The sequence below is a fragment of the Stenotrophomonas chelatiphaga genome, assembly GCF_032054965.1.
In the GTDB taxonomy this organism is placed as follows: domain Bacteria; phylum Pseudomonadota; class Gammaproteobacteria; order Xanthomonadales; family Xanthomonadaceae; genus Stenotrophomonas; species Stenotrophomonas chelatiphaga.
This window is the reverse complement of record NZ_DAMBRS010000001.1, coordinates 906288-928853: the sequence shown is the minus strand read 5'-3', so window position 1 is coordinate 928853 and position 22566 is coordinate 906288. Positions and strand designations below refer to the sequence as shown.

The following is a 22566-nucleotide window of genomic DNA, read 5'->3' as shown; positions in this document are numbered from 1 at the left end:
AGGGGGATCAGAAGTCGGCGTTGCCCGGCGCGCGCGGGTAGGCGATCGCATCGCGGATGTTGGACAGCCCGCAGACGTACACCACCAGGCGCTCGAAGCCGAGGCCGAAGCCGGCGTGCGGCACCGAACCGTAGCGGCGGAAGTCGCGGTACCAGCCGTAATGCTCGCGGTCCAGGCCGAACTGCGCCATGCGTGCATCCAGCACGTCCAGGCGCTCTTCGCGCTGGCTGCCGCCGATGATCTCGCCGATGCCCGGCGCCAGCACGTCCATCGCGGCAACGGTCTTGCCGTCGTCGTTCAGGCGCATGTAGAACGCCTTGATGTGCTCGGGGTAGTTGGTCACCACCACCGGGCGGCCGATGTGCTCTTCGGTCAGCCAGCGCTCGTGCTCGGTCTGCAGGTCCAGGCCCCATTCCACCGGGAAATCGAACTTCCGGCCGGAGTTCTGCAGCAGCTTCACCGCTTCGGTGTAGTCGATCTGCTCGAACGGCGCATTGATGAAGTTCTCCAGCTTGCTGATCGCGTTCTTGTCCACGCGTTCGGCCAGGAAGGCCAGATCGTCGCCGCGTTCGTCCAGCACCGCGCGGAACAGGTACTTCAGGAATTCTTCGGCCAGCCGCGCGTCTTCAGCCAGGTCGGCGAAGGCGATTTCCGGCTCGATCATCCAGAACTCGGCCAGGTGGCGGGTGGTGTTGCTGTTTTCGGCGCGGAAGGTCGGGCCGAAGGTGTAGACCTTGCTCAGCGCCAGGCAGTAGGCCTCCACGTTCAACTGGCCGGAGACGGTCAGGAAGGTTTCCTTGCCGAAGAAATCGCGGCTGAAATCGACCTCGCCACGCTCGGTGCGTGGCAGGTTGACCATGTCCAGGGTGGAGACACGGAACATCTGGCCGGCGCCTTCGGCGTCGGAGGTGGTGATGATCGGCGTGCTGATCCAGTTGAACCCGTTCTGGTGGAAGAACCGGTGCACGGCCTGGGACAGGCAGTTGCGGATGCGGGTGACCGCGCCGAACAGGTTGGTGCGCGGGCGCAGGTGTGCCACTTCGCGCAGGAACTCCGGCGACATCGGCTTGGGCTGGATGGGGTAGGTCAGCGGGTCTTCGACCCAGCCGACCACTTCCACGTCGCTGGCCTGGATTTCGAAGGACTGGCCCTTGCCCTGCGACTTCACCAGGGTGCCCTTGGCAATCAGCGAACAGCCGCTGGTCAGGCGCTTGACCTCATCGAAGTTGGCCAGCGATTCAGCTGCCACCACCTGGATCGGGGCGAAGCAGGAGCCGTCGGTGACGTTGATGAAGGCAAGATTCGCCGAGCCACGCACCGTGCGCACCCAGCCGCGTACCGTGACTTCGCCGCCTTCCGGGATCTTCCCGGCAAGCGCATGTTCAACGCTGACCACCGTCATGACTTGAATCCTCTGCTGATCGACTCGATCTGTGAATTCGAAGTTTACCGGTTGCAGCGTTCCGCTTGCGAGGCATTTCTACTGCCCCGGTGGCCTTTATACTCGTCTCGTACCTTCGTGGAGCTCCATCATGGCCGTCAGCCTGACCCCAGTAGCCTTTGAGCGCGTCCAGCGCTTCGTCGCCCAGACCCCCGGGGCCTTGGGGCTGCGCTTCGGCGTGACCCGTACCGGTTGCTCGGGCTGGGGCCACGTGACCGATCTGGCGCGTGACGAGCGCGAGGGCGACAGTGTGTTCGACCAGCAGGGGGTGCGCATCTACGTGGACGCGCAGAGCCTGCCGCTGGTGGATGGCACGGTGATCGACTTCGGCAAGCACGGCCTGAGCGAGACCTTCACCTTCAAGAACCCGAATGCAGCGGCCGAATGCGGCTGCGGTGAGAGCTTCACCACGGACGAGTCCCACCGCTGAGGCGTGGGTTTCCGGCCTGCGGCCGGCTTGCCATGGCGCAACGGCGACGGCAACGGCACAAGCAAAGGCAACAGCCTGCTGGGCTGGGCTGGGCTGGGCTGGGTGTTGGCGGGGCGGGATGGCTGTGCAGGACACCCCGCAAGTACGACCGTGCAGGCTCGCTTTTCGCATCCACGCGAAAAGACGGTCCTGCCCAGCCATCCCGCCCCACCTTCGACAGGTCCATTGCAGCCGTGGAACCTTCGGTAGCGCCGACCCATGGTCGGCGGATGTTGGGGGCACGGGGTCTGATGGATCCCGCCGACCATGGGTATGCCGGTCGTCCTGACCGGTACCCTGCGTGCCGTCGCAAGCGACGTTGGCAGCGGCTCCTGCCGCTGCCTTCGGCGCTACCGCTTTTCTTTTTCTTCATCACGCGGCGGGCCGCCCCCGGAACCCGTCAGGGGCCGGGCCGGGGGGCTGTGCGGGGCCTTGAGCGGCAGGAGCCGCGAAGAGCTACATGGACGTACTTGTGCGTGCCCCGCACAGCCTCCCGGCTCGGCCAACCCTCAGATGCAGTCCGAAAGCAGCCCGCCGCGAGGGGGTTTCACCCGTTCGACGCACCCACTGCCAGCGACCCGGAACCGCGCCGGCGCTCGATCATCACCGAAACGCCCCACAACAGCAGGCCGACCGCTGCCGTGGCGGCCCCCACGTAGCCGGTGGACGCGTAACCGAACCCGCCGCCGATGGCCATGCCACCCAGCCACGGGCCCAGCGCGTTGGCGGTATTGAAGGCCGCATGGTTCGACGCGGCGGCCAGGGTCTGGGCCTCGCCGGCAGCGTCCATCAGGCGGGTCTGCAGGGCCACGGCCAGCGCCCCCATGGTGCCCACGGCGATGATCGCCGGCACCATCGCCCAGGGCGAGTGCGCAGCCAGCGGGAACAGCAGCAGGACCACCACCGACCACGCCAGCAGCACGCCGGCGGCGCGGAACTGCAGGCGATCCACCAGCCAGCCGCCCAGCATGTTGCCGATGATCGCGCCCACGCCGAACAGGCCGACCGCCGCAGGCATCCAGCGTTCGTTGATGCCGGTGACGTTGACCAGCGTGGGTGCCAGGTAGGTGAACACGCAGAACATGCCGGCAAAACCGATCGAACCGATCGCCAGCGCCAGCCAGACCTGCGTGGTGTTGAACGCGCGGAGCTCCCGCATCGGGCTGGTGCGGACCTCATTCGGGTCCGGCGCCAGGTGCCGCGACACCATCACCACGGTCGCCAGCGCCAACAGGCTGACCAGCGCGAAGGCGGTGCGCCAGGTGAACTGCTGGCCCAGCCAGGTGGTGAGCGGGTTGCCGACCAGGATCGCGATCGACAGGCCCAGCAGCACCTTGGACACCGCTGCGCCGCGCTGTGCGGGCGGGCTGATCGATGCCGCCACCAGCATCGCCACGCCGAAGTAGGCGCCGTGCGGCAGGCCGGCGACGAAGCGCGCCAGCAGCATGGTGTGGTAGTTCGGGGCCAGCGCGCTGGCCAGGTTGCCGATGGCGTAGAAGCCCATCAGGCCCAGCAGCAGGCTGCGGCGGCTGATGCCGGCGCCGGCGAAGGCCAGCACCGGCGCGCCCACCACCACGCCGATGGCATAGGCGCTGATCAGGTGGCCGACCTGTGCCTCGGTGATCGACAGCCCGCGGCTGATGTCCAACATCAGGCCCATGCTGGCGAACTCGCTGGTGCCGATGGCGAATCCGCCCAGCGACAGGGCCAGCAGGATGAAGGTGCGCTGGCGGGGCGACAGCACGGCGGCCAGCGCGGACGTGGCGACCGGGGGAGGGGACGGGTTCACAGGAAAATCCGGGACATGTAATCGATTGCAGATTGTACTGCTGCAGCGCAGCACATTCGCCCGTTCTGCGTCCTGCCGGCTGAACGCTGTATTTCTTCCCGCCCCGGACAAACGTCCGCCGAGCGTGGCTCGGCGCACAGGACTGGGTCCCGCCGCCCGGCCGCCAAGCCGCTCTCAGGCTCAGCTTGCCTCGGTCAGGGCCAGCAGGCATAATTGGCGGCTTCCTGCGCCCAGCGTAGGAACCCTTGCCCCACCGCCGTCATCACCGCGGGGGGCTGTCCGGCCGAAACGGCCACATCCGAAAGGTATATAAACATGAGTCGTCATTACGAAATCGTGTTCCTGGTCCACCCGGATCAGAGCGAGCAGGTCCCGGCCATGATCGAGCGCTACAAGTCGCTCGTCGAGAACGGCAACGGCACCATCCACCGTCTGGAAGACTGGGGCCGTCGTCAGCTGGCTTACCCGATCCAGAACCTGGTGAAGGCCCACTACGTCATGCTCAACATCGAAGTTGACCAGGCCGTGCTGAGCGAGCTGGTGGAAAGCTTCCGCTTCAACGACGCCGTGCTGCGCAACCTGGTCGTCAAGCGCGATGGCCCGGATACCGAGCAGTCGCTGATCATGAAGAGCAAGGACGAGAAGGGTGACAAGCCCGAGCGTGGCGAGCGTCGTCGTCGTGACGACGAAGAAGGTGAAACCACCCCCGCCGCTGACAACGATGCCGGCGACGACGCCGCTTCGGCCGCTTAAGGAGCACTGACATGTCCAAGTTCTTCCGTCGCCGCAAGTTCTGCAAGTTCACCGCCGAAGGCGTGAAAGAGATCGACTACAAGGATCTCAACACCCTGCGCCAGTACCTGACCGAGAACGGCAAGATCGTGCCGAGCCGCGTCACCGGCACCAAGTCGAAGTACCAGCGCCAGCTGGCAACGGCCGTCAAGCGCGCCCGTTTCCTGGCCCTGATCCCGTACACCGACAACCACGACATCTGATGCTGGCGGGCGGCCTCGCGCCGCCCTCCCGCACTGATATTCGGACAGCCATCCGCTGCGGGGCCCTGCCTCGCTAACGAATACATTCTGGAGTAACACCATGCAGCTGATCCTTCTGCAGAAAGTCACCAACCTCGGCAACCTCGGCGACCTGGTCGACGTGAAGCCGGGCTACGGCCGCAACTTCCTCGTGCCGCAGGGCAAGGCCGTGCCGGCCACCGAGAGCAACAAGGCTGAGTTCGAAGCCAAGCGCGCCGAATACGAAGCCAAGGCCGAGTCGATCCACTCCGACGCCGAAGCCCGCAAGACCAAGCTGGAAGGCAAGTCCGTGACCATCGCGGCCAATGCTTCCACCGAAGGCAAGCTGTACGGTTCGGTTGGCGCGCGCGAAATCGCCGAAGCCTTCACCGCTGCTGGCCTGCCGGTCAACAAGAGCGAAGTCATCCTGGGCGAAGGCGCCTTCCGCAACATTGGCGAGTACGACGTCCTGGTGCACCTGCACGCCGACGTTGAAACCACCGTCAAGGTCGTGGTTGAAGCCGAAAAGGCCTGATCCCGCGCCGCAAGGCATGGAATCACCAGAACGGGCGCCCGCAGGGGCGCCCGTTTTGTTTAGCGGCGGGCCAGTCCCTGCGTAGAACACGGCCACATCGGTATACTCGGTGCATTACGCCCGGCCGACGACCCTGATCCCAGCCGGATCAAGGGGTTGGCGGGTAAATGCAGGCCTCATAACGGCCCCGGCCCGGAAACCCTATGCGTCTTTCCACGATCAAGCTGTCCGGCTTCAAGTCCTTCGTCGATCCCACCACGCTGCACCTGCCGACCAACATGACCGGCGTGGTCGGACCGAATGGCTGTGGAAAGTCCAACATCATCGATGCCGTGCGCTGGGTGATGGGCGAAAGCTCGGCCAGCCGCCTGCGCGGTGACTCGCTGACCGATGTGATCTTCTCCGGTTCTGCCGCTCGCAAGCCGGTATCGCAGGCCACCGTCGAGCTGATCTTCGACAACAGCGACCACACCATTTCCGGTGAGTACGCCTCGTTCAACGAGATATCGGTCAAGCGTACCGTCAGCCGCGATGGCAGCAGCAACTATTACCTCAACGGCACCAAGTGCCGTCGCCGCGACATTACCGACCTGTTCCTGGGTACCGGCCTGGGCCCGCGCAGCTACTCGATCATCGAACAGGGGATGATCAGCCAGATCATCGAAGCGCGTCCGGAAGACCTTCGTGTCTACCTGGAAGAAGCCGCCGGCATTTCCAAGTACAAGGAAAGGCGCAAGGAAACCGAGACCCGCATCCGCCACACCCGCGAGAACCTGGACCGGCTCGGTGACCTGCGCGATGAGATCGGCAAGCAGCTGGAACACCTCAAGCGACAGGCGCGCCAGGCCGAGCAGTACCAGACCCTGCAGGAAGAGCGCCGGGTCAAGGATGCCGAATGGAAAGCGCTGGAGTTCCGTGGCCTGGATGGCCGGCTGGGCAAACTGCGCGAGGGCCTGTCACAGGAAGAGACCCGCCTGCAGCAGCTGATCGCGGAACAGCGCGACGCTGAATCCCGCATCGAAACCGCGCGCGTGCGTCGCGAGGAATCGGCCGAGGCGCTCAATGCCGCGCAGGCCGAGGTCTACCAGGTGGGCAGCATGCTGGCCCGGCTGGAACAGCAGATACAGCACCAGCGCGAACTGTCGCAGCGCCTGCACAAGGCGCGCGATGAAACCCAGCAGGCGCTGGCCGAGCTGGGCCAGCACATCAGCGGCGACGAAGCCAGGTTGATGGTGCTGCGCGAAGCGGTGGACGCGGCCACCCCGCAGCTGGAACAACTGCAGGAAGAAAACGAGATCAAGCAGGACAGCCTGCGCGAAGCCGAGGCCCGGCTGGGTGACTGGCAGGCGCGCTGGGAGCAGCACAGCAGCCAGAGTTCGGAGGCGTCGCGTTCCGGCGATGTCGAACGCACCCGCGTGGACTACCTGGACCGGCAGGTGCTGGAGGCCGATCGTCGTCGCGAAACGCTGCAGTCCGAGCGCGCCGGCCTGGACGTGGATGCGCTGGAAGCGGCCTTCGAGCAGCTGCACATCCAGCACGACACGCAGAAGACCGCGCTGGATGAGCTGGGCGAGCAGGTGGAACTGCGCAAGCAGGAGGTCACCGCCGTGCAGGAGCGCCAGCGCGGCGCGCAGAACGAACTGGCCGAGCTGCGCAAGCAGGCCAACGGCGTGCGCGGCCGGTTGTCGTCGTTGGAAACCCTGCAGCAGGCCGCACTCGGCCAGGAGCAGGGTGCCGCAGTGGCCTGGCTGAAGGCGCGCGGGCTGGATTCGGCAAGCCGCGTGGGCGAGCGGCTGAAGGTTGAAGCGGGCTGGGAAAACGCCGTTGAAAGTGCGCTGGGTCAGTTGATCGAAGGCGTGCTGGTGCAGGCGCCGGAACAGCTGGTGGATGCGCTGGGTGAACTGGGTGATGGCCGCATCGCGCTGGTGGCCGACGAGGAAGCGCCGTTGCAGGTGGCCTCGACATCGCTTGCCGCCAAGGTGCAGGGGCCGGTGGCGATCCGCCGTCTGCTGGCCCGCCTGCACGCGGCCGAAGACCTGGAGCAGGCGCGTGCGCTGCAGGCGTCGCTGGGTGAAGGTGATTCGGTGATCACCCGCGAGGGTGAGCGCCTGGGCGCCGGCTGGGTGCGGGTATCGCGCTCGGGTGCAGCCAGGCAGGGCGCGCTGCTGCGCGAGCGGGAGATCAACACGCTGCGCGAACAGATCGAACAGCTGCAGCAGCGCGAGGCCGAACTGGAGCAGTTGCTGGGTGGCTTCCGTGACCAGCTGCTTGCCGCCGAACAGCAGCGCGAAGATGTGCAGCGTGCCGTGTACCAGGCACACCGCGGCGTGTCCGAGCTGGCTGGCCAGCTGCAGGGACAGCAGGGCAAGCTGGAATCGGCGCGCAGCCGCATCGACCGCATCGAAGGCGAGCTGGTGCAGCTGATGGAAACCCTGGAGCTCAACCGCGAGCAGGTGCGCGAGGCGCGCGGCCGGCTGGAGGACGCGGTCAGCAGCATGGGCGACCTGGAGTCGACCCGGCAGGCGCTGGAGAACGAGCGCCGGCAGCTGACCGAGGCCCGCGATCGCGCCCGCGATGCGGCCCGCAGCGTGCGCGAAGCCGCCCATTCGCTGGCGCTGACGCTGGAATCGCAGCGTGCCCAGGTCGCCTCGCTGAGCCAGGCGCTGGAACGCATGAGCAACCAGCGCGGCCAGCTGGATTCGCGCCTCGGCGAGCTGCACGCGCAGCTGGACGAGGGCGATACCCCGGTGGAATCGCTGCAGGCTGAACACCAGCATGCGCTGGAAGAGCGCGTCCGCGCCGATGGCATGCTCTCGCAAGCGCGTTCGCTGCTGGACGGCATCGACGTGGAACTGCGCGAACTGGAGCAGACCCGGCACAAGCGTGACGAACAGGCGCTGGCGCAGCGCGAGCGCATTTCGCAGCGCCGGCTGGACCAGCAGGCGCTGGTGCTGAACGCCGAGCAGCTGCAGGCGGCGGTGGAGAAGGCCGGTTTCGTGCTGCAGGAGGTCATCCAGACCCTGCCCGAAGACGCCCGCCTGGGCGACTGGGAGCAGACCGTACAGCAGATCGATACCCGCATGCGCCGGCTGGAACCGGTCAACCTGGCCGCCATCCAGGAATACGGCGAGGCCTCGCAGCGTTCGGAGTACCTGGATGCGCAGAACCTGGACCTGAATACCGCGCTGGAGACGCTGGAAGATGCGATCCGCAAGATCGACCGCGAAACCCGCGGCCGCTTCAAGGACACCTTCGACCGGGTCAACGCCGGCGTGCAAGCGCTGTATCCGCGTCTGTTCGGCGGTGGCCATGCCTACCTGGAGCTGACCGGCGAGGATCTGCTGGATACCGGCGTGACCATCATGGCGCGTCCCCCGGGCAAGCGCGTTTCCAGCATTTCCCTGCTGTCCGGCGGTGAGAAGGCGATGACCGCGGTAGCGTTGGTGTTCGCGATCTTCCAGCTCAACCCGGCCCCGTTCTGCCTGCTCGACGAGGTGGACGCGCCGCTGGACGAAGCCAATGTCGGCCGCCTGGCCAACATGGTCAAGGAGATGAGCGAGAAGGTGCAGTTCCTGTTCGTCAGCCATAACAAGGCGACGATGGAGGCGGCGCACCAGCTGTCCGGCGTCACCATGCGCGAACCCGGCGTGAGTCGCCTGGTCAGCGTCGACCTGGAAGAGGCGGCGCGGCTGGCCGGGGCGGCCTGATACACCGCGTGCACGGGGGATTGGTGCATTATTCGCGCCACCCCCGGTGCAAGACGACCTGCATCGTGCCATTCTTGTCTGAACGTATTTAGCCGGAGACCCAACCGAATGTCCGACACCGCACTGCTGCGCATCGGCATCCTTACCGCCGGCCTGCTGCTGATCGCTGCGATCCTGTTGTTCGGCCGGCCCAGGAAGAAGAGCCAGGGACGCCGCGTCGAAGGCGATGCCGGCGCTGACGGCGCCCAGCGTCGCGAGCCCGTACTCGGCGGTGGCGTCGATGTGCCCGGCGAGGAACCGCGCAACCCCGCCGTTGACGGCGAGCCCGCTGAACCCGGGTTGGCAGAGGTGGAAGCGAACGCCAACAGTGACCTCGGCAAGCGCGCCAGCCAGGATTTCGACAAGATCGTTTCACTGTTCGTGGCCGCCCGTGCCGGCGAGCAGCTGCGAGGCGAAGACATCGTGGTGGCGGCGGAAAAGACCGGGCTGGTGTTCGGCCACATGAATGTCTTCCACCGGCTTGTCGAAGGCTACCCCGAACGGGGCCCGATCTTTTCGATGGCCAGCATCATGAAGCCGGGCAGCTTCGACATGGGCACGATCCGCGAGATGGAAACCCCGGCAATCGCCTTCTTCCTGACCCTGCCGGCGCCGCTGACCGCGCTCGACGCCTGGGAAAAGATGCTGCCGACCGTGCAGCGCATGGCCGAACTGCTGGATGCGGTGGTGCTGGATGACAGCCGCAACGCGCTCGGACGCCAGCGCATCGCGCATATCCGAGACGACCTGCGTGCCTATGATCGCCAGCACCAGGCGCCACCGCTGACCAAGACGCCACGCTGGTAGACCACGCGGCGCCGCCGGATGACGGCGGCGCCCGTACCGCAACTTGGCCGGCGTTTACTGCCCGGCCACGATGGCGAAGGCGTCGCGGAACCGTTCCATCTCCGCTTCGCTACCCACGGTGACCCGCACCCGCTGCGGCCAGATCGGCCAGCTGCGGCCGATCACCACGCCCTGCGCTTTCATCGCCGCAACCCACTCGGCGCCATTGCGGCCGACGTCGACCATGAAGCAGTTGGCTTCGGACGGGATGCAGGCGAAACCACGTTTTCCCAGCCAGGCGATCGTCGCCTGGCGTACCTGCGCATTCTGCAGTCGGCGCTGCGGCACCAGCAGCGGGTCACGCAGGCTGGCCAGTCCGGCTGCCAGCGCGGGCACCGGCAACGGGTTGTCGCCCAGCGTCGCCAGTTCCGCCAGCCGCGCCGGTGCGGCGATCGCCACGCCCAGTCGCAGCCCGGCCATGCCATACAGCTTGGAAAACGTACGCAGTACGATCAGGTCATCGCGCTTGCCGGTTTCGCTGGCCAATGAAGCCTGTTCGCTGTACTGCAGATAGGCCTCGTCCAGCAGCACGCGGGTGGCCGCCGGCTTGTTGGCCAGCAGCCAGTCCAGGTCCGCGCGCGGGGTGATCGAGCCTGTGGGGTTGTTCGGATTGCAGATGTAGATCAGGCCGGTTGGCTGCTGCCTGGCGGCGTCGACCATCGCCCGCACGTCATGCGCGCCATCCGCGCGCAGGGCGATGCGGTGCACGCGCGCGCCGCGCGCGGCGGCCATCTCGCCCAGGGTTTCAAAGGTCGGATCGGCGGTCACCAGCGCGGCCTCCGGGCCGGTCCACAGCAGCGCCGCCCGGTTGAGCGGTTCACTGGAGCCGGGGAACAGGCGCACCTGCTTCGGATCCAGCTGCTCGCCGTCGACGAAGGCATCGCGCAGTTCGCCGGCAAGGGCGAACTGATAGCGGCCGCTGGCGGTCACGCTGTCGCGGGCTGCCTGCTGCGCCGCGGGTGACGGGCCATACGGGCATTCGTTGAAATTGAGCAGGATCGGCGCAGGATCGCTGCGGGTCGGCGATGCGGCGAGCGGCCGGGGCGTGCCGGCGACGGCGGCAAGCGGGTTGCCGGCCAGGGCCAGGCCGGTGCCGGCCAGCTGCAGGAAGCGCCGTCGGGAAGTGGGCAGGGGCACGCAGGTCATCCGGCAGGGGAGGTCATCGCACGCTAGCGCCGGGCGCTGCGTGCTGCAAGCGCGTCCCGGCGCGTCCAGCATACGCCGTGGACGGTAGAATCGCGGCCTGTACAGGAATTACCGGATCGGCATGAACGTTACTCCCGCCCAGCGCATCGACGCCCTCCGCCGCCAGCTTGCCAGCGCCAACGCGGCCTACAACGAGCGCGATGAACTGCTGATCCCCGATGCCGACTACGACGCGCTGATGCGCGAGCTGGAGGCGCTGGAGCAGGCCCATCCGGAGCTGTCGACCGTCGACTCGCCCACCACGAAGGTCGGTGCGCGTCCGTCGTCGCGGTTCACCGAAGTCACCCATGCGGTGCCGATGTTGTCGCTGGGAAACGCGTTCATTGACGAAGAAGTCGCCGACTTCGTGCGTCGCATCAGCGAGCGGCTGCGCCGGCCGGACGTGGCCTTCTCCGCCGAGCCGAAGCTGGATGGCCTGGCGATCAGCCTGCGCTACGAAGGCGGCCGATTCGTGCAGGGCGCCACGCGTGGCGATGGCAGCAAGGGTGAAGATGTGACCGCCAACCTGCGGCAGATCGGGGACATCCCGCACCAGTTGCAGGGCGCCGGCTGGCCGGCTGTGCTGGAAGTGCGCGGTGAGGTCTACATGGCACGCGCCGACTTCGAAGCGTTCAACGAACGCGCACGGCAGCAGGGCGGCAAGGTGCTGGCCAATCCGCGCAACGCGGCCGCCGGGTCGCTGCGCCAGCTGGACCCGAAGATCAGCGCGCAGCGCCGGCTCAGCTTCTTCGCCTATGGCACCGGCCAGGTGGAGGGTGGCGAGTTGCCCGATACCCATTCCCGCACGCTGCAGCAGCTGCGCGGCTGGGGCTTCCCGGTAAGCGAGCTGTGCGCGGTGGTCACCGGTACGCAGGGCCTGCTCGCGTATTACCGTGACATCGGCGAGCGCCGTGACGGGCTGGCGTTCGATATCGATGGCGTGGTCTACAAGCTGGATGACCGCGACGGGCAGCAGGCGATGGGCTTCGTCGCACGGGCGCCGCGCTGGGCGATCGCGCACAAGTTCCCCGCGCAGGAACAGAGCACCACGGTGGAGGCCATCGAGATCCAGATCGGGCGCACCGGGGCGGCCACGCCGGTGGCGCGCCTGGCGCCGGTCGCGGTGGCCGGGGTGATCGTCTCCAATGCCACGCTGCACAATGCCGACCAGATCGCGCGGCTGGACGTGCGCGTAGGCGACAGCGTGATCGTGCGGCGCGCCGGCGATGTGATCCCGGAGGTGGTCAGCGTGATCGCCGACCGCCGTCCTGCCGGCACCACGCCCTGGAAGATGCCGACCCATTGCCCGGTATGCGGCGCGGAGATCGTGCAGGAAGAGGGGGCGATCGCGTGGCGCTGTTCGGGCGAGCTGAGCTGCCCGGCACAGCGCAAGGAGGCGATCAGCCATTTCGCTTCGCGTCGTGCGATGGACATCGACGGGCTGGGCGGGAAGTACATCGAGACCTTGGTGGATGCGGGCATCGTGCGCGGCGTGGCCGATCTGTACCGGCTGAGCCGTGACACCCTGCTGCAGTTGAAGCTGGTGCTGGATGCCGAGGACCCTTCGGCGCTGGCCGCCAGTTTCAGCCCGCACCTGCCGCCTGAGGGAAGCGGTGCGGTGCTCGCCGCCGTGCTGAAACTGGACGCAGGCGATGCGCGATGGCGTGCGCAGGCACTGGCCCAGCCGATCACCTTCAGCTGGAACACGAAGAAGATCGCCACGCGTTGGGCCGACAACCTGGTGGCCGCCCTCGAGGCCAGCCGCGACGCGACGCTGGAGCGCCTGCTGTTCGCGCTCGGCATCGAGCATGTCGGCGAAAGCACCGCCAAGGCGCTGGCGCAGTGGTTCGGCGAGCTGGAACTGATCCGCCACCTGCCGTGGCCGCTGTTCAAACGGGTGCCGGACATTGGCGGGGAAGTGGCGCGATCGCTGGGCCACTTCTTCGAACAGCAGGGCAACCAGCAGGCCATCGATGATCTGCTGCAGGTCGGCCAGGTGCGCATCACCGATGAGCATCCGCCCAGCGCCAGGCTGCGCGAGGGACTGGATCTTGCGCAGCTGCTGGTGGAAGCGGAGATCCCCGGCATCACCCGCCTGCGTGCGGAAAAGCTTGCCGCCGCATTGAGCAGTGCGCCGTCGATACTGGACGCCGAGCATGGCCAGTTCGTCAATGCCGGCCTGCCTGACGACACCGCGCGCGGCCTGGCCGCGTGGCTGGATACCGAAGGCCATGGCGAGCTGCTGCTGCAGGCGGAGGCGAAGATGAAGGAGATCCTGCAGCGCGCGCCGCAGCAGGCCGAACAAGCCGGCGGGCCGCTGGACGGCCAGACCGCGGTGCTGACCGGCACGCTGTCCGCGCTGACCCGCGATGCGGCCAAGGAGCGTCTGGAAGCGCTGGGCGCGAAGGTTGCCGGCAGCGTGTCGAAGAAGACCAGTTTCGTGGTCGCCGGCACCGAAGCCGGTTCCAAACTGGACAAGGCCCAGTCACTGGGCGTGCCGGTGTGGGACGAAGACCAGCTGCTGGCCTTCCTCGCCGCCCACGAATGAAACGTATCAAAGCCGGGCGCCTGCCCGGCCGTACCCCTTGAAGGAGAGTTGCATGCAGACCGCCCCGCTGGATTTCCGCATGGCCACCCGCGCCGATGAAGCGCAGTTGATCGCCCTGATGCGCGAGTTCTACATTGAAGACCAGATCGCGTTCGACGAGGCGCGCGTGCGCCGCGGCGTTGATGCGCTGCTGGCCGATCCGCGCAATGGCGAGGTGCTGATGCTGCTGGACGAAGACGGCGCGGTCGGCGGCTACGTGGTGATCGCGATGGGCTTCAGCCTGGAGCAGGGCGGGCATTTCGCGCTGCTGGACGAACTGTATCTGGCGCCGGGCGTGCGCGGGCGGGGCCGCGGCCGGCAGGCGCTGGCGATCGTCGAACAGCGTGCACGCGCACGCGGCGTCGAGCGCCTGCGGCTTGAAGTGAACCGGCACAACGAACTGGCGCGCCGGCTCTACACCGCCACCGGCTACATCGACGACACCCGCGACCTGATGACCCTGCCGCTGGACCGTCCGCGCGACGGCCTGCTGTGAGCGCGCTGCTGCAGGCATTGCGCCAGCGCGCCGCGCTCAACGCGATGGTGCGGCGCTTCTTCGCCCAGCGCGAGGTGCTGGAAGTGGAGACCCCGATCCTGTCGGCGGCAGGCAATACCGAGCCGAACATCGACAGTTTCCATACCGATTTCAGCGGCCATCGCGATGCCGGTGCGCGCCGTCGCTGGCTGCGTACCTCGCCGGAATTCCCGCTCAAGCGATTGCTGGCTGCCGGCGTGGGCGACTGTTACGAACTTGGCCGGGTGTTCCGCAATGGCGAAGCCGGCGGGCGCCACAACCCGGAGTTCACCATGCTGGAGTGGTACCGGGTGGGCTGGGACCACCACCGGCTGATCGACGAAACGGCCGCCTTGGTGCAGCAGGCCCTGGCGCTGGTAGGACGGGTGGCGACCCTGCAGGTGATCGACTACCGCACGCTGTACCTGCAGCGCGTCGGCGTGGATCCGTTCGAGGCGAGCATCGCCGAACTGCGGCTGCCGCTGGCCGGCATCCAGATCGATGCGGCGGGCCTGGGCCGGGACGACTGGCTGGACCTGCTGATGACCCACTGCATCCAGCCGCACTTCGATGACACGGTGATGACCGTGGTGCATGACTGGCCGGCCTCGCAGGCGGCGCTGGCGCGGATCCGCGACGATACACCGCCGCGCGCGGAGCGTTTCGAGCTGTATTTGGGGCCGGTCGAGCTGGCCAACGGCTACCACGAGCTCGGCGATGCGCAGGAACAGCGCGCGCGCTTTGAAGCCGACCACCGGCGCCGGCAGGCACGCGGTGACGTGCTGCCGCCGCTGGACGAGGCGCTGCTGGCGGCGCTGCCGGCGATGCCGGCCTGTGCCGGCGTCGCGGTGGGCGTGGACCGGCTGCTGATGGCCATGGGGCGTACGGCGCGGATCGCCGATGTGCTCGCCTTTGATTTCAGTCGGGCCTGAACGTCGTAACCGACGCTTGCGGGCCGTTGGCGATGATGCTCTTATCACGCCGGTTGCCGCATGGTGGCAAGCGAATCACGATGACAGGGCGGACGAGTCGTTGAACAAGTTGTTGGCAAGCACGGGGGCCTCGCTGGGCGCACTGCTGCTCTGGACCGCGCTGCTGCCATCGGCTGCTGCGCAGGGGCAGGGAGGCTATGCCGGCGAGGTAGTGCGTTGCCAGTCGCGCGATCTCGGATGGGTGCACTGCACCATGGACGTCGAAGGCGGCGTGGAGCTGGTGCGCCAGCTGTCGGAAAACGCCTGCGTGCGGGGCAGCGAGTGGGGTACCGACCGTTCCGGCGTGTGGGTCACCCTGGGCTGCCGTGGCGAATTCCGCGCACGCGGTGGCGCTGCCGCTGCAGCACCGGGTGCCCCGGCCAAGGTTGTCCGGCGCGTGGTGCGTTGCGAGTCCAACGGACGCCCGCAGAGCTGTCCGGTACGTCTGGAAGGAGCACCAGTGCGGTTGCTGCGGCAGAACTCGCGCATGCCCTGCCGCGAAGGCCACAGCTGGGGTTACCGACGCAACGAAATCTGGACCACCCGCGGCTGCGAAGGTGATTTCGAGATCGGCGCCGTGGACGGCAGTGGCTTCGTCGATGCGCCGCGCCGGGTCACCTGTGAATCCAAGGACCGACGCCGACGCTTCTGCGGGGCCTCCATCACCACCGGCGTCAACCTGCTCAAGCAGCTGTCCGGACGTGCCTGCGAAGAAGGGCGCAGCTGGGGCTGGGACAAGCGTGGGATCTGGGTGGACGACGGTTGCCGCGCCGAGTTCTCGGTGAACTGAGCGCGCATTACAATGGGCGCATGAACACGCCCACCGAAATCGACTACGCCCGCTACGACCACATCCGCCCGATCCTGTGGACCGGCGATGCCCTGCAACTGCTGGACCAGCGCAAGCTGCCCTTCGTGGTGGAGCACGTGGCCTGCACCACCAGTGACGAGGTGGCCAGCGCCATCCACGCGCTGACCGTGCGCGGCGCGCCGGCCATCGGCATCGCCGCCGCCTGGGGCGTGGTGCTGGCCGCCCGCGACGTGCAGGCCGAAGACGGTCCGCAGGCCCTGCAGAAGCTGGAACCGGCACTGCAGCGCCTGAATGCCTCGCGGCCGACGGCGGTGAACCTGGCCTGGGCGCTGGCGCGCATGCGCCGGGTGCTGGCAGCGGCGGGCGCGGACTGGCACGCGGTGCTGGAACGTGAAGCCGAAGCCATCGCCACCGAAGACCTGGCGTCCAATCGCCACATGGGCGCCCTGGGTGCCGGCCTGATCGACGCTGGCAGCGGCGTGCTGACCCACTGCAACACCGGGTCGCTGGCCACCGCTGGCTTCGGCACCGCACTGGGTGTCATCCGCGCCGGCATGGCCCAGCAGCGCATCGCCAAGGTGTTCGCCGGGGAGACCCGGCCGTGGCTGCAGGGCGCACGCCTGACCGTGTGGGAGCTGCAGCAGGACGGCATCGATGCCACGCTGATCGCCGATTCGGCCGCTTCGCATCTGATGAAGACCGGTGCGGTGCAGTGGGTGATCGTCGGCGCCGACCGGATCTGCGCCAACGGGGACACCGCCAACAAGATCGGCACCTACCAGCTGGCCATCGCCGCACGCCACCATGGGGTGAAGTTCATGGTGGTGGCGCCGTCCTCGACCGTGGACATGGACACCGCCGATGGCAGCGAGATCGAGATCGAACAGCGTGATCCCGGCGAGTTGTACGGGGTCGGCGGCAGCCGCACCGTGGCCGACGGCATCGCCGCCTGGAACCCGGTGTTCGACGTCACCCCCGGCGAGCTGATCGACGCCATCGTGACCGAGCGCGGGGTGATCCTGGCGCCGACCGTGGCCAACATGCGGGCCGCCTTCGGCTGATCCTGCAGCGGGCGGCGAAGCGGATCTGCCAGCCAGCCGGGGCAATCGGCCAACAGGCCGGTAACGGGCCCCTAAGTTGCTGATTTCTTCCGGTAAAAACCCGCTGAACAGGGGAGAAAATTCCCCTGCTGTGGTAGACTCGGTCAGTTAATCGAGATTCCGCCGCTGCCGCCCTGAAAGGGGAGTGGCGCGACGGACTGGACCGCTACCAGACAACGGAACCCGAATGGCAGAATCCGCCAAGGAAATCATCCAGGTCAACCTGGAAGACGAGATGCGCAAGAGTTACCTCGATTACGCGATGAGCGTGATCGTGGGACGCGCGTTGCCTGATGCGCGCGACGGCCTCAAGCCTGTGCATCGCCGTGTGCTGTTCGCGATGAGCGAGCTCAATGCACATGCCAACAAGCCTTATTTCAAGTCGGCGCGTATCGTCGGCGACGTCATCGGCAAGTACCACCCGCATGGCGATCAGTCGGTGTATGACACCCTGGTCCGTCTGGCGCAGCCCTTCGCGCTGCGCTACATGCTGGTCGATGGCCAGGGTAACTTCGGTTCCGTCGATGGCGACTCCGCTGCGGCCATGCGTTACACCGAAGCGCGCATGTCGCGCCTCGCGCATGAGCTGATGGCCGACATCGACAAGGAAACCGTCGATTTCCAGCTGAACTATGACGAAAAGGAAAGCGAGCCGACGGTCATGCCGACCCGGTTCCCGAACCTGCTGGTCAACGGTTCGGCCGGTATCGCGGTGGGCATGGCGACCAACATCCCGCCGCACAACCTGACCGAATCGATCAACGCCTGCATCGCGCTGATCGACAATCCGCAGATCGATGTCGATGGCCTGATGGAGTACATCCCGGGCCCTGATTTCCCCACTGCGGGCATCATCAACGGCACCGCCGGCATCATCGCCGGTTACCGTACCGGCCGTGGCCGCGTGCGCATCCGTGCCAAGGCGGACGTCGAAGTGGCCGACAACGGCCGCGAGTCGATCATCGTCACCGAAATTCCGTACCAGGTGAACAAGGCGCGCCTGATCGAGAAGATCGCCGAGCTGGTCAAGGAAAAGAAGCTCGAGGGCATCAGCGAACTGCGCGATGAGTCCGACAAGGACGGCATGCGCATCTACATCGAAATCAAGCGCGGCGAGTCGGCGGAAGTTGTGCTCAACAACCTCTACCAGCAGACCCAGATGGAGTCGGTGTTCGGCATCAACATGGTGGCGCTGGTCGATGGCCGCCCGCAGTTGTTGAACCTCAAGCAGATGCTGGAGGCCTTCGTCCGCCACCGTCGCGAAGTGGTCACCCGCCGCACCGTGTTCGAGCTGCGCAAGGCGCGCGCCCGTGCCCACGTGCTGGAAGGCCTGACCGTCGCGCTGGCCAACATCGATGAGATGATCGAGCTGATCAAGAGCTCGGCCAACCCCAACGAAGCCCGCGAGCGCATGCTGACGCGCGTGTGGGATCCGGGCCTGGTCGGTTCGCTGCTCGGTGCCGCCGGCGCCGAAGCGTCGCGTCCGGAAGACCTGCCCAAGGGCGTGGGCCTGATCGAAGGCGGCTACCAGCTGACCGAAGTGCAGGCCACGCAGATCCTGGAAATGCGCCTGCACCGCCTGACCGGGCTGGAGCAGGACAGGCTGACCGACGAATACAAGCAGCTGCTGGAAGTCATCGCCGGGCTGATCCATATCCTGGAAAACCCGGACCGCCTGCTCGAAGTGATCCGCGAGGAGCTGATCAACGTCCGTGAGGAATTCGGCGATGCACGTCGCACCGAAATCCGCCACAGCGAAGAAGACCTGGACATCCTCGACCTGATCGCGCCGGAAGACGTGGTGGTCACCCTTTCGCATTCCGGCTATGCCAAGCGCCAGCCGGTCAGCGCGTACCGCGCACAGCGTCGTGGCGGTCGTGGCCGCAGTGCGGCATCGACCAAGGAAGAAGATTTCATCGAGCAGCTGTGGCTGGTCAACACGCATGACACGCTGCTGACTTTCACCAGTGCCGGCAAGGTGTTCTGGCTGCCGGTGCACCAGTTGCCCGAGGCCGGTTCCAATGCGCGCGGGCGCCCGATCATCAACTGGATTCCGCTGGAACCGGGCGAGCGGGTGCAGGCGGTGCTGCCGGTGCGCGAGTATGCAGAAGGGCAGTTCGTGTTCTTCGCCACCCGCAACGGCACGGTCAAGAAGACCCCGCTGGGTGAGTTCGCCTTCCGCCTGGCGCGAGGCAAAATCGCCATCAACCTGGACGATGGCGATGCCCTGGTGGGCGTCGGCCTGACCGACGGTGCGCAGGACATCCTGCTGTTCGCCTCCAACGGCAAGACCGTGCGCTTCGGCGAAGACAAGGTCCGTTCGATGGGCCGTACCGCCACTGGCGTGCGCGGCATCAAGATGGCCAAGGGCGAAGAAGTGGTCAGCCTGATCGTCGCCGAAAGCGCCGGCGGGATCGAGGACGAGAACGAGGATGATGCGAGCGTCGACGACACCAGCGTGGAGAACGGCGATGCCGTGGCCGACGTCGGTGACGAGGCGGGCATGAAGTTCATCCTGACCGCGACCGAGAACGGCTACGGCAAGCGCACCCCGCTGCCGGAGTATCCGCGCAAGGGACGTGGCACGCAGGGCGTGATCGGCATCCAGACCACCGAGCGCAACGGCAAGCTGGTCGCTGCGGTGCTGATGGGACCGGCCGACGAAGTGCTGCTGATCTCCGACGGTGGCACCCTGGTGCGCACCCGTGGATCGGAAATCAGCCGGGTCGGCCGCAACACCCAGGGCGTTACCCTGATCCGCCTGTCCAAGGAAGAGAAGCTGCAGGCGGTGGAACGGATGGATGCCTTCATCGAAGCCGATGAGGAGCAGGACGTGGTGGTCGACGCCGCCGCGATCGAGCCGGCCGCTGCTGCCCCGACTGCAACGGACGACACGCCGTCGCAGGACTGATCGCGCGCTGCATGGTCAACGGAAGACGCCGGCCCCGTGCCGGCGTTTTTCGTTAGGTGGGTGCAAAGATCGCATGACGTTCACGTCAACGATGGGATAAGGCGGCTGGGGGGGACGCGCGTCAGCCTGGGAGCCGTCGATGTCCGCATCTTCCGATTCCGAAGTCGCAACAGCGCCAGCGCCTGCGCGGCATCCGCTGGTCAGCGTGCTGGCCCTGCTGCTGATCGCGCTCGGCGCGGTGCTGGCAGCAGGCGGCGGCTGGCTGCTGCAGCTCGGCGGTTCCTGGTATTACGTGATCACCGGAGTGGGCCTGCTGGCCAGTGGTGCACTGCTGTGGCGCAACCTGCGCAGCGGCGCGCAGCTGTTCGCGCTGGTGTTCATCGGCACCGTGGCGTGGACCTGGTGGGAGTCCGGCGGCAGCTACTGGCGCTGGGTGCCGCGGCTGGGGCTGGTGACCGCGCTGGCGGTACTGGTCGCGTTGCTTTCATCAACCCTGCAGCGCCCCGTGCCAAAGCGCATTGCACGCAGCACCGCGGTGGCACTGGCACTGCTTTTCGTTGCGGCTTTCAGCCTCGCCTTCGTTCCGCACGGGGTGACCCGCGCGCGGCCGGGTTTCCCGCAGCCGCTGGTCGCCGCCGGCCTGGCACCGACCGAAGAGACGCCGCGGCAGGCCGCCGATCGCCCCGCCGACGGTGACTGGCCGGCATGGGGGCGCAGCAATGCAGGCACGCGCTTCAGTCCGTCGCGGGGAATCACCGCAGACAATGTCGCAACGCTGCAGCCGGCCTGGGTGTTCCGCACCGGCGACCTGCCGCGGCGGCGCTGGGGCGCGCAGACCACGCCGTTGAAGATCGGCGACAGCGTTTACCTGTGTAGTGCGCGCAACCAGTTGATCGCCCTGGATGCAGCGACCGGCACTGCACGCTGGCGCTTCGATCCGAAGGTCAGGGAGGCCGCCATCACGCACACCGCGGCCTGTCGCGGTGTGGCTTATTACGAGACCCCGGACGAGCCGTCGCTGGATCCGCTGCTGGCCGATGTAGCGGCCGACCTTGCCTTGCCCTCGGCACTGCCGGGCCTGCCGCTGCCGGCGCGGACCGCGCGCGCTGCGTGTGCGGCACGCATCATCGAAGGCACCCTGGATGGACGGTTGATCGCGGTGGATGCAACGAGCGGTGCGGCGTGCCGTGGCTTCGGCAACAACGGCCAGGTCGACATCACGGTCGGCATGGGCGCGGTCGCGGCCGGCGACGTGTCGATCGGCGCGCCCCCGGCGATCGTGCGCGGCGTCATCGTGACCGGGCACCAGGTGCGGAGCGCGCAACGGCAGGAGGCAGCGTCCGGGGTGATCCAGGGCTTCGATGTCATCACCGGCAAGCTGCGCTGGGCCTGGGACATGCAGCAGCCGGATCGCGCGGGTGCGCCGCCACTGGGACAGGCGTACACGCGTGGCACGCCGACCCTGTTGACCACCCCGACCGCGGACGATGCGCTGGGGCTGGTCTACGTGCCGCTGGGCAGCGCGGCCCCGGGCCAGGGGAGCGGGCTGCACGACGCCGCCCGGCAACGTCACGCCAACGCATTGGTGGCCATCGACGTGACCACCGGCAACCCGGCCTGGAGTTTTCAACCCGTGCGCAACGACGGGGCCGACGACGACCTCCGTGCGCAGCCCACGCTGGTGGATTACCCCACGCCGGCCGGCAAGGTGCCGGCGATCCTGCTGCCCACGCGGCAGGGCGATCTGTATGTGCTGGACCGCCGCAGCGGCGCGCCGCTGGTTGCCGCGGAAGAGGGCGGCGCCCTGCGCGCGCGGTTGCATTCGCTGCGTCGGGCGGCGCTCACCGAGCGCGACATGTGGGGCATCACGCCCATCGACCAGCTGGCGTGCCGGATCCAGTTCCGCCTGGCCCAGCAGGATGGCGCGTCCACGCCGCCGGGCAGTGGCCATGCGTCCATCCAGTATCCAGGCCACAACGGCGGTTGGGACTGGGGCGGGGTGGCGGTCGACCCCCGGCGCGGGGTGATCGTGGCCAACTACAATGACATGCCCGATTACGCTGCCGGTGGCGAGGGGCTGTTGGCCTCGCTGCATCCGATCAACCCGGCCGACGGCTGGCGCCTGCCACTGACCCGCCTTCCCTGCAGGCAGCCCCCGTACGGCGGTATCCGCGCAATCGATCTGCGCACCGGCGCGACCCTGTGGGATCGTCCGTTTGGACGCGCGCGCGGCCTCGCGCCCTTCGGGTTGCGGGCCGGCCTGCCGGTTGAAATCGGTGTGCCCAACCAAGGCGGGGCCGTCATCACCGCCAGCGGACTGGTGTTCATTGCTGCCGCCACCGACGACCTGCTGCGCGCGATCGATCTGGAAACCGGCAGGGAGCTGTGGCGCGCGGAACTGCCGGCCGGCGGACAGGCCACTCCGATGGTCTATGCGCACCAGGGTCGCCACTACCTGGTGGTCATGGCCGGCGGCGACCATCGCCTGCAGACCCCGAAGGGCGATTACCTGCTGGCGTACGCATTGCCCGACAAGAGCGAGCGATAGTGTCGAGCTTGCTCGACGCGGACAGCGCCGGGCCCGGGCAGGACGGCCGTGCATGCGCAGCGCGCTGCGTGACGCGGTAATCTTGCGATCCGCTGTTGAA

16 protein-coding genes are annotated in these 22566 nt (G+C 67.4%); 13 read left to right on the top strand and 3 right to left on the bottom strand.

Translation table 11 applies throughout. From position 1 onward, the window contains the following. Positions 1–7 precede the first annotated feature (7 nt). Positions 8–1402, bottom strand: coding sequence for an asparagine--tRNA ligase (gene asnS, locus RTX79_RS04380; protein ID WP_042614897.1), 1395 nt, complete (start codon positions 1400–1402; stop codon positions 8–10). A gap of 130 nt (positions 1403–1532) precedes the next feature. On the opposite strand from asnS, the gene RTX79_RS04375 reads away from it, so the two are divergent. Further along, on the top strand, positions 1533–1871 hold the full coding sequence (locus RTX79_RS04375) for a HesB/IscA family protein (RefSeq protein ID WP_057507925.1): 339 nt from the start codon (positions 1533–1535) through the stop codon (positions 1869–1871). Positions 1872–2457: 586 nt separating this feature from the next. Here the strand turns inward: RTX79_RS04375 and RTX79_RS04370 are convergent. Then, positions 2458–3699 (bottom strand): MFS transporter, encoded by a 1242-nt coding sequence (locus tag RTX79_RS04370; protein WP_428695943.1) that lies wholly within the window; start codon positions 3697–3699, stop codon positions 2458–2460. Between the two features lie 315 nt (positions 3700–4014). On the opposite strand from RTX79_RS04370, the gene rpsF reads away from it, so the two are divergent. The 5 genes from rpsF (at position 4015) to zipA (ending at position 9800) form a co-directional block, all read left to right on the top strand. Further along, positions 4015–4452, top strand: a complete 438-nt coding sequence (gene rpsF, locus RTX79_RS04365; RefSeq protein ID WP_057508603.1) for a 30S ribosomal protein S6 — start codon at positions 4015–4017, stop codon at positions 4450–4452. 11 nt (positions 4453–4463) lie between these two features. Beyond that, on the top strand, positions 4464–4694 hold the full coding sequence (gene rpsR / locus RTX79_RS04360) for a 30S ribosomal protein S18 (protein WP_005926280.1): 231 nt from the start codon (positions 4464–4466) through the stop codon (positions 4692–4694). Between the two features lie 100 nt (positions 4695–4794). Beyond that, positions 4795–5247: a 50S ribosomal protein L9 gene (gene rplI / locus RTX79_RS04355; protein WP_312682088.1), complete on the top strand. Its 453-nt coding sequence runs from the start codon at positions 4795–4797 to the stop codon at positions 5245–5247. A gap of 203 nt (positions 5248–5450) precedes the next feature. Next, positions 5451–8954 carry a chromosome segregation protein SMC gene (gene smc, locus RTX79_RS04350; RefSeq protein ID WP_312682087.1) on the top strand — a complete coding sequence of 1168 codons (3504 nt, stop codon included), beginning with the start codon at positions 5451–5453 and terminating at the stop codon, positions 8952–8954. Between the two features lie 108 nt (positions 8955–9062). After that, a complete protein-coding gene (gene zipA, locus RTX79_RS04345; RefSeq protein ID WP_312682086.1) occupies positions 9063–9800 on the top strand; it encodes a cell division protein ZipA in 738 nt (245 codons plus the stop codon). Positions 9801–9854: 54 nt separating this feature from the next. Here zipA and RTX79_RS04340 read toward each other — a convergent pair whose 3' ends face one another. Beyond that, the gene (locus RTX79_RS04340) at positions 9855–10976 is read right to left on the bottom strand and encodes a pyridoxal phosphate-dependent aminotransferase (RefSeq protein ID WP_312682084.1); all 1122 of its coding nucleotides are present in this window, start codon (positions 10974–10976) and stop codon (positions 9855–9857) included. Positions 10977–11106: 130 nt separating this feature from the next. Between RTX79_RS04340 and ligA the strand changes: the two genes are divergently transcribed. The 7 genes from ligA (at position 11107) to RTX79_RS04305 (ending at position 22466) form a co-directional block, all read left to right on the top strand. Next, on the top strand, positions 11107–13572 hold the full coding sequence (gene ligA / locus RTX79_RS04335; RefSeq protein ID WP_312682082.1) for an NAD-dependent DNA ligase LigA: 2466 nt from the start codon (positions 11107–11109) through the stop codon (positions 13570–13572). A gap of 52 nt (positions 13573–13624) precedes the next feature. Beyond that, positions 13625–14107, top strand: coding sequence for a GNAT family N-acetyltransferase (locus tag RTX79_RS04330; RefSeq protein ID WP_312682080.1), 483 nt, complete (start codon positions 13625–13627; stop codon positions 14105–14107). After that, positions 14104–15057, top strand: coding sequence for an EF-P lysine aminoacylase EpmA (gene epmA / locus RTX79_RS04325; protein ID WP_312682078.1), 954 nt, complete (start codon positions 14104–14106; stop codon positions 15055–15057). Before RTX79_RS04330 ends, epmA begins: the two co-directional genes overlap by 4 nt. Before the next feature lie 133 nt (positions 15058–15190). Then, on the top strand, positions 15191–15886 hold the full coding sequence (locus tag RTX79_RS04320; RefSeq protein WP_428695955.1) for a DUF3011 domain-containing protein: 696 nt from the start codon (positions 15191–15193) through the stop codon (positions 15884–15886). Between the two features lie 20 nt (positions 15887–15906). Beyond that, positions 15907–16968 carry an S-methyl-5-thioribose-1-phosphate isomerase gene (gene mtnA / locus RTX79_RS04315; protein WP_312682077.1) on the top strand — a complete coding sequence of 354 codons (1062 nt, stop codon included), beginning with the start codon at positions 15907–15909 and terminating at the stop codon, positions 16966–16968. 226 nt (positions 16969–17194) lie between these two features. Further along, entirely contained in the window at positions 17195–19918 is a 2724-nt protein-coding gene (gene gyrA, locus RTX79_RS04310; protein WP_312682075.1) for a DNA gyrase subunit A, read from the top strand. Positions 19919–20057: 139 nt separating this feature from the next. Then, positions 20058–22466, top strand: a complete 2409-nt coding sequence (locus tag RTX79_RS04305) for a PQQ-binding-like beta-propeller repeat protein (protein WP_312682073.1) — start codon at positions 20058–20060, stop codon at positions 22464–22466. Positions 22467–22566 lie beyond the last annotated feature (100 nt).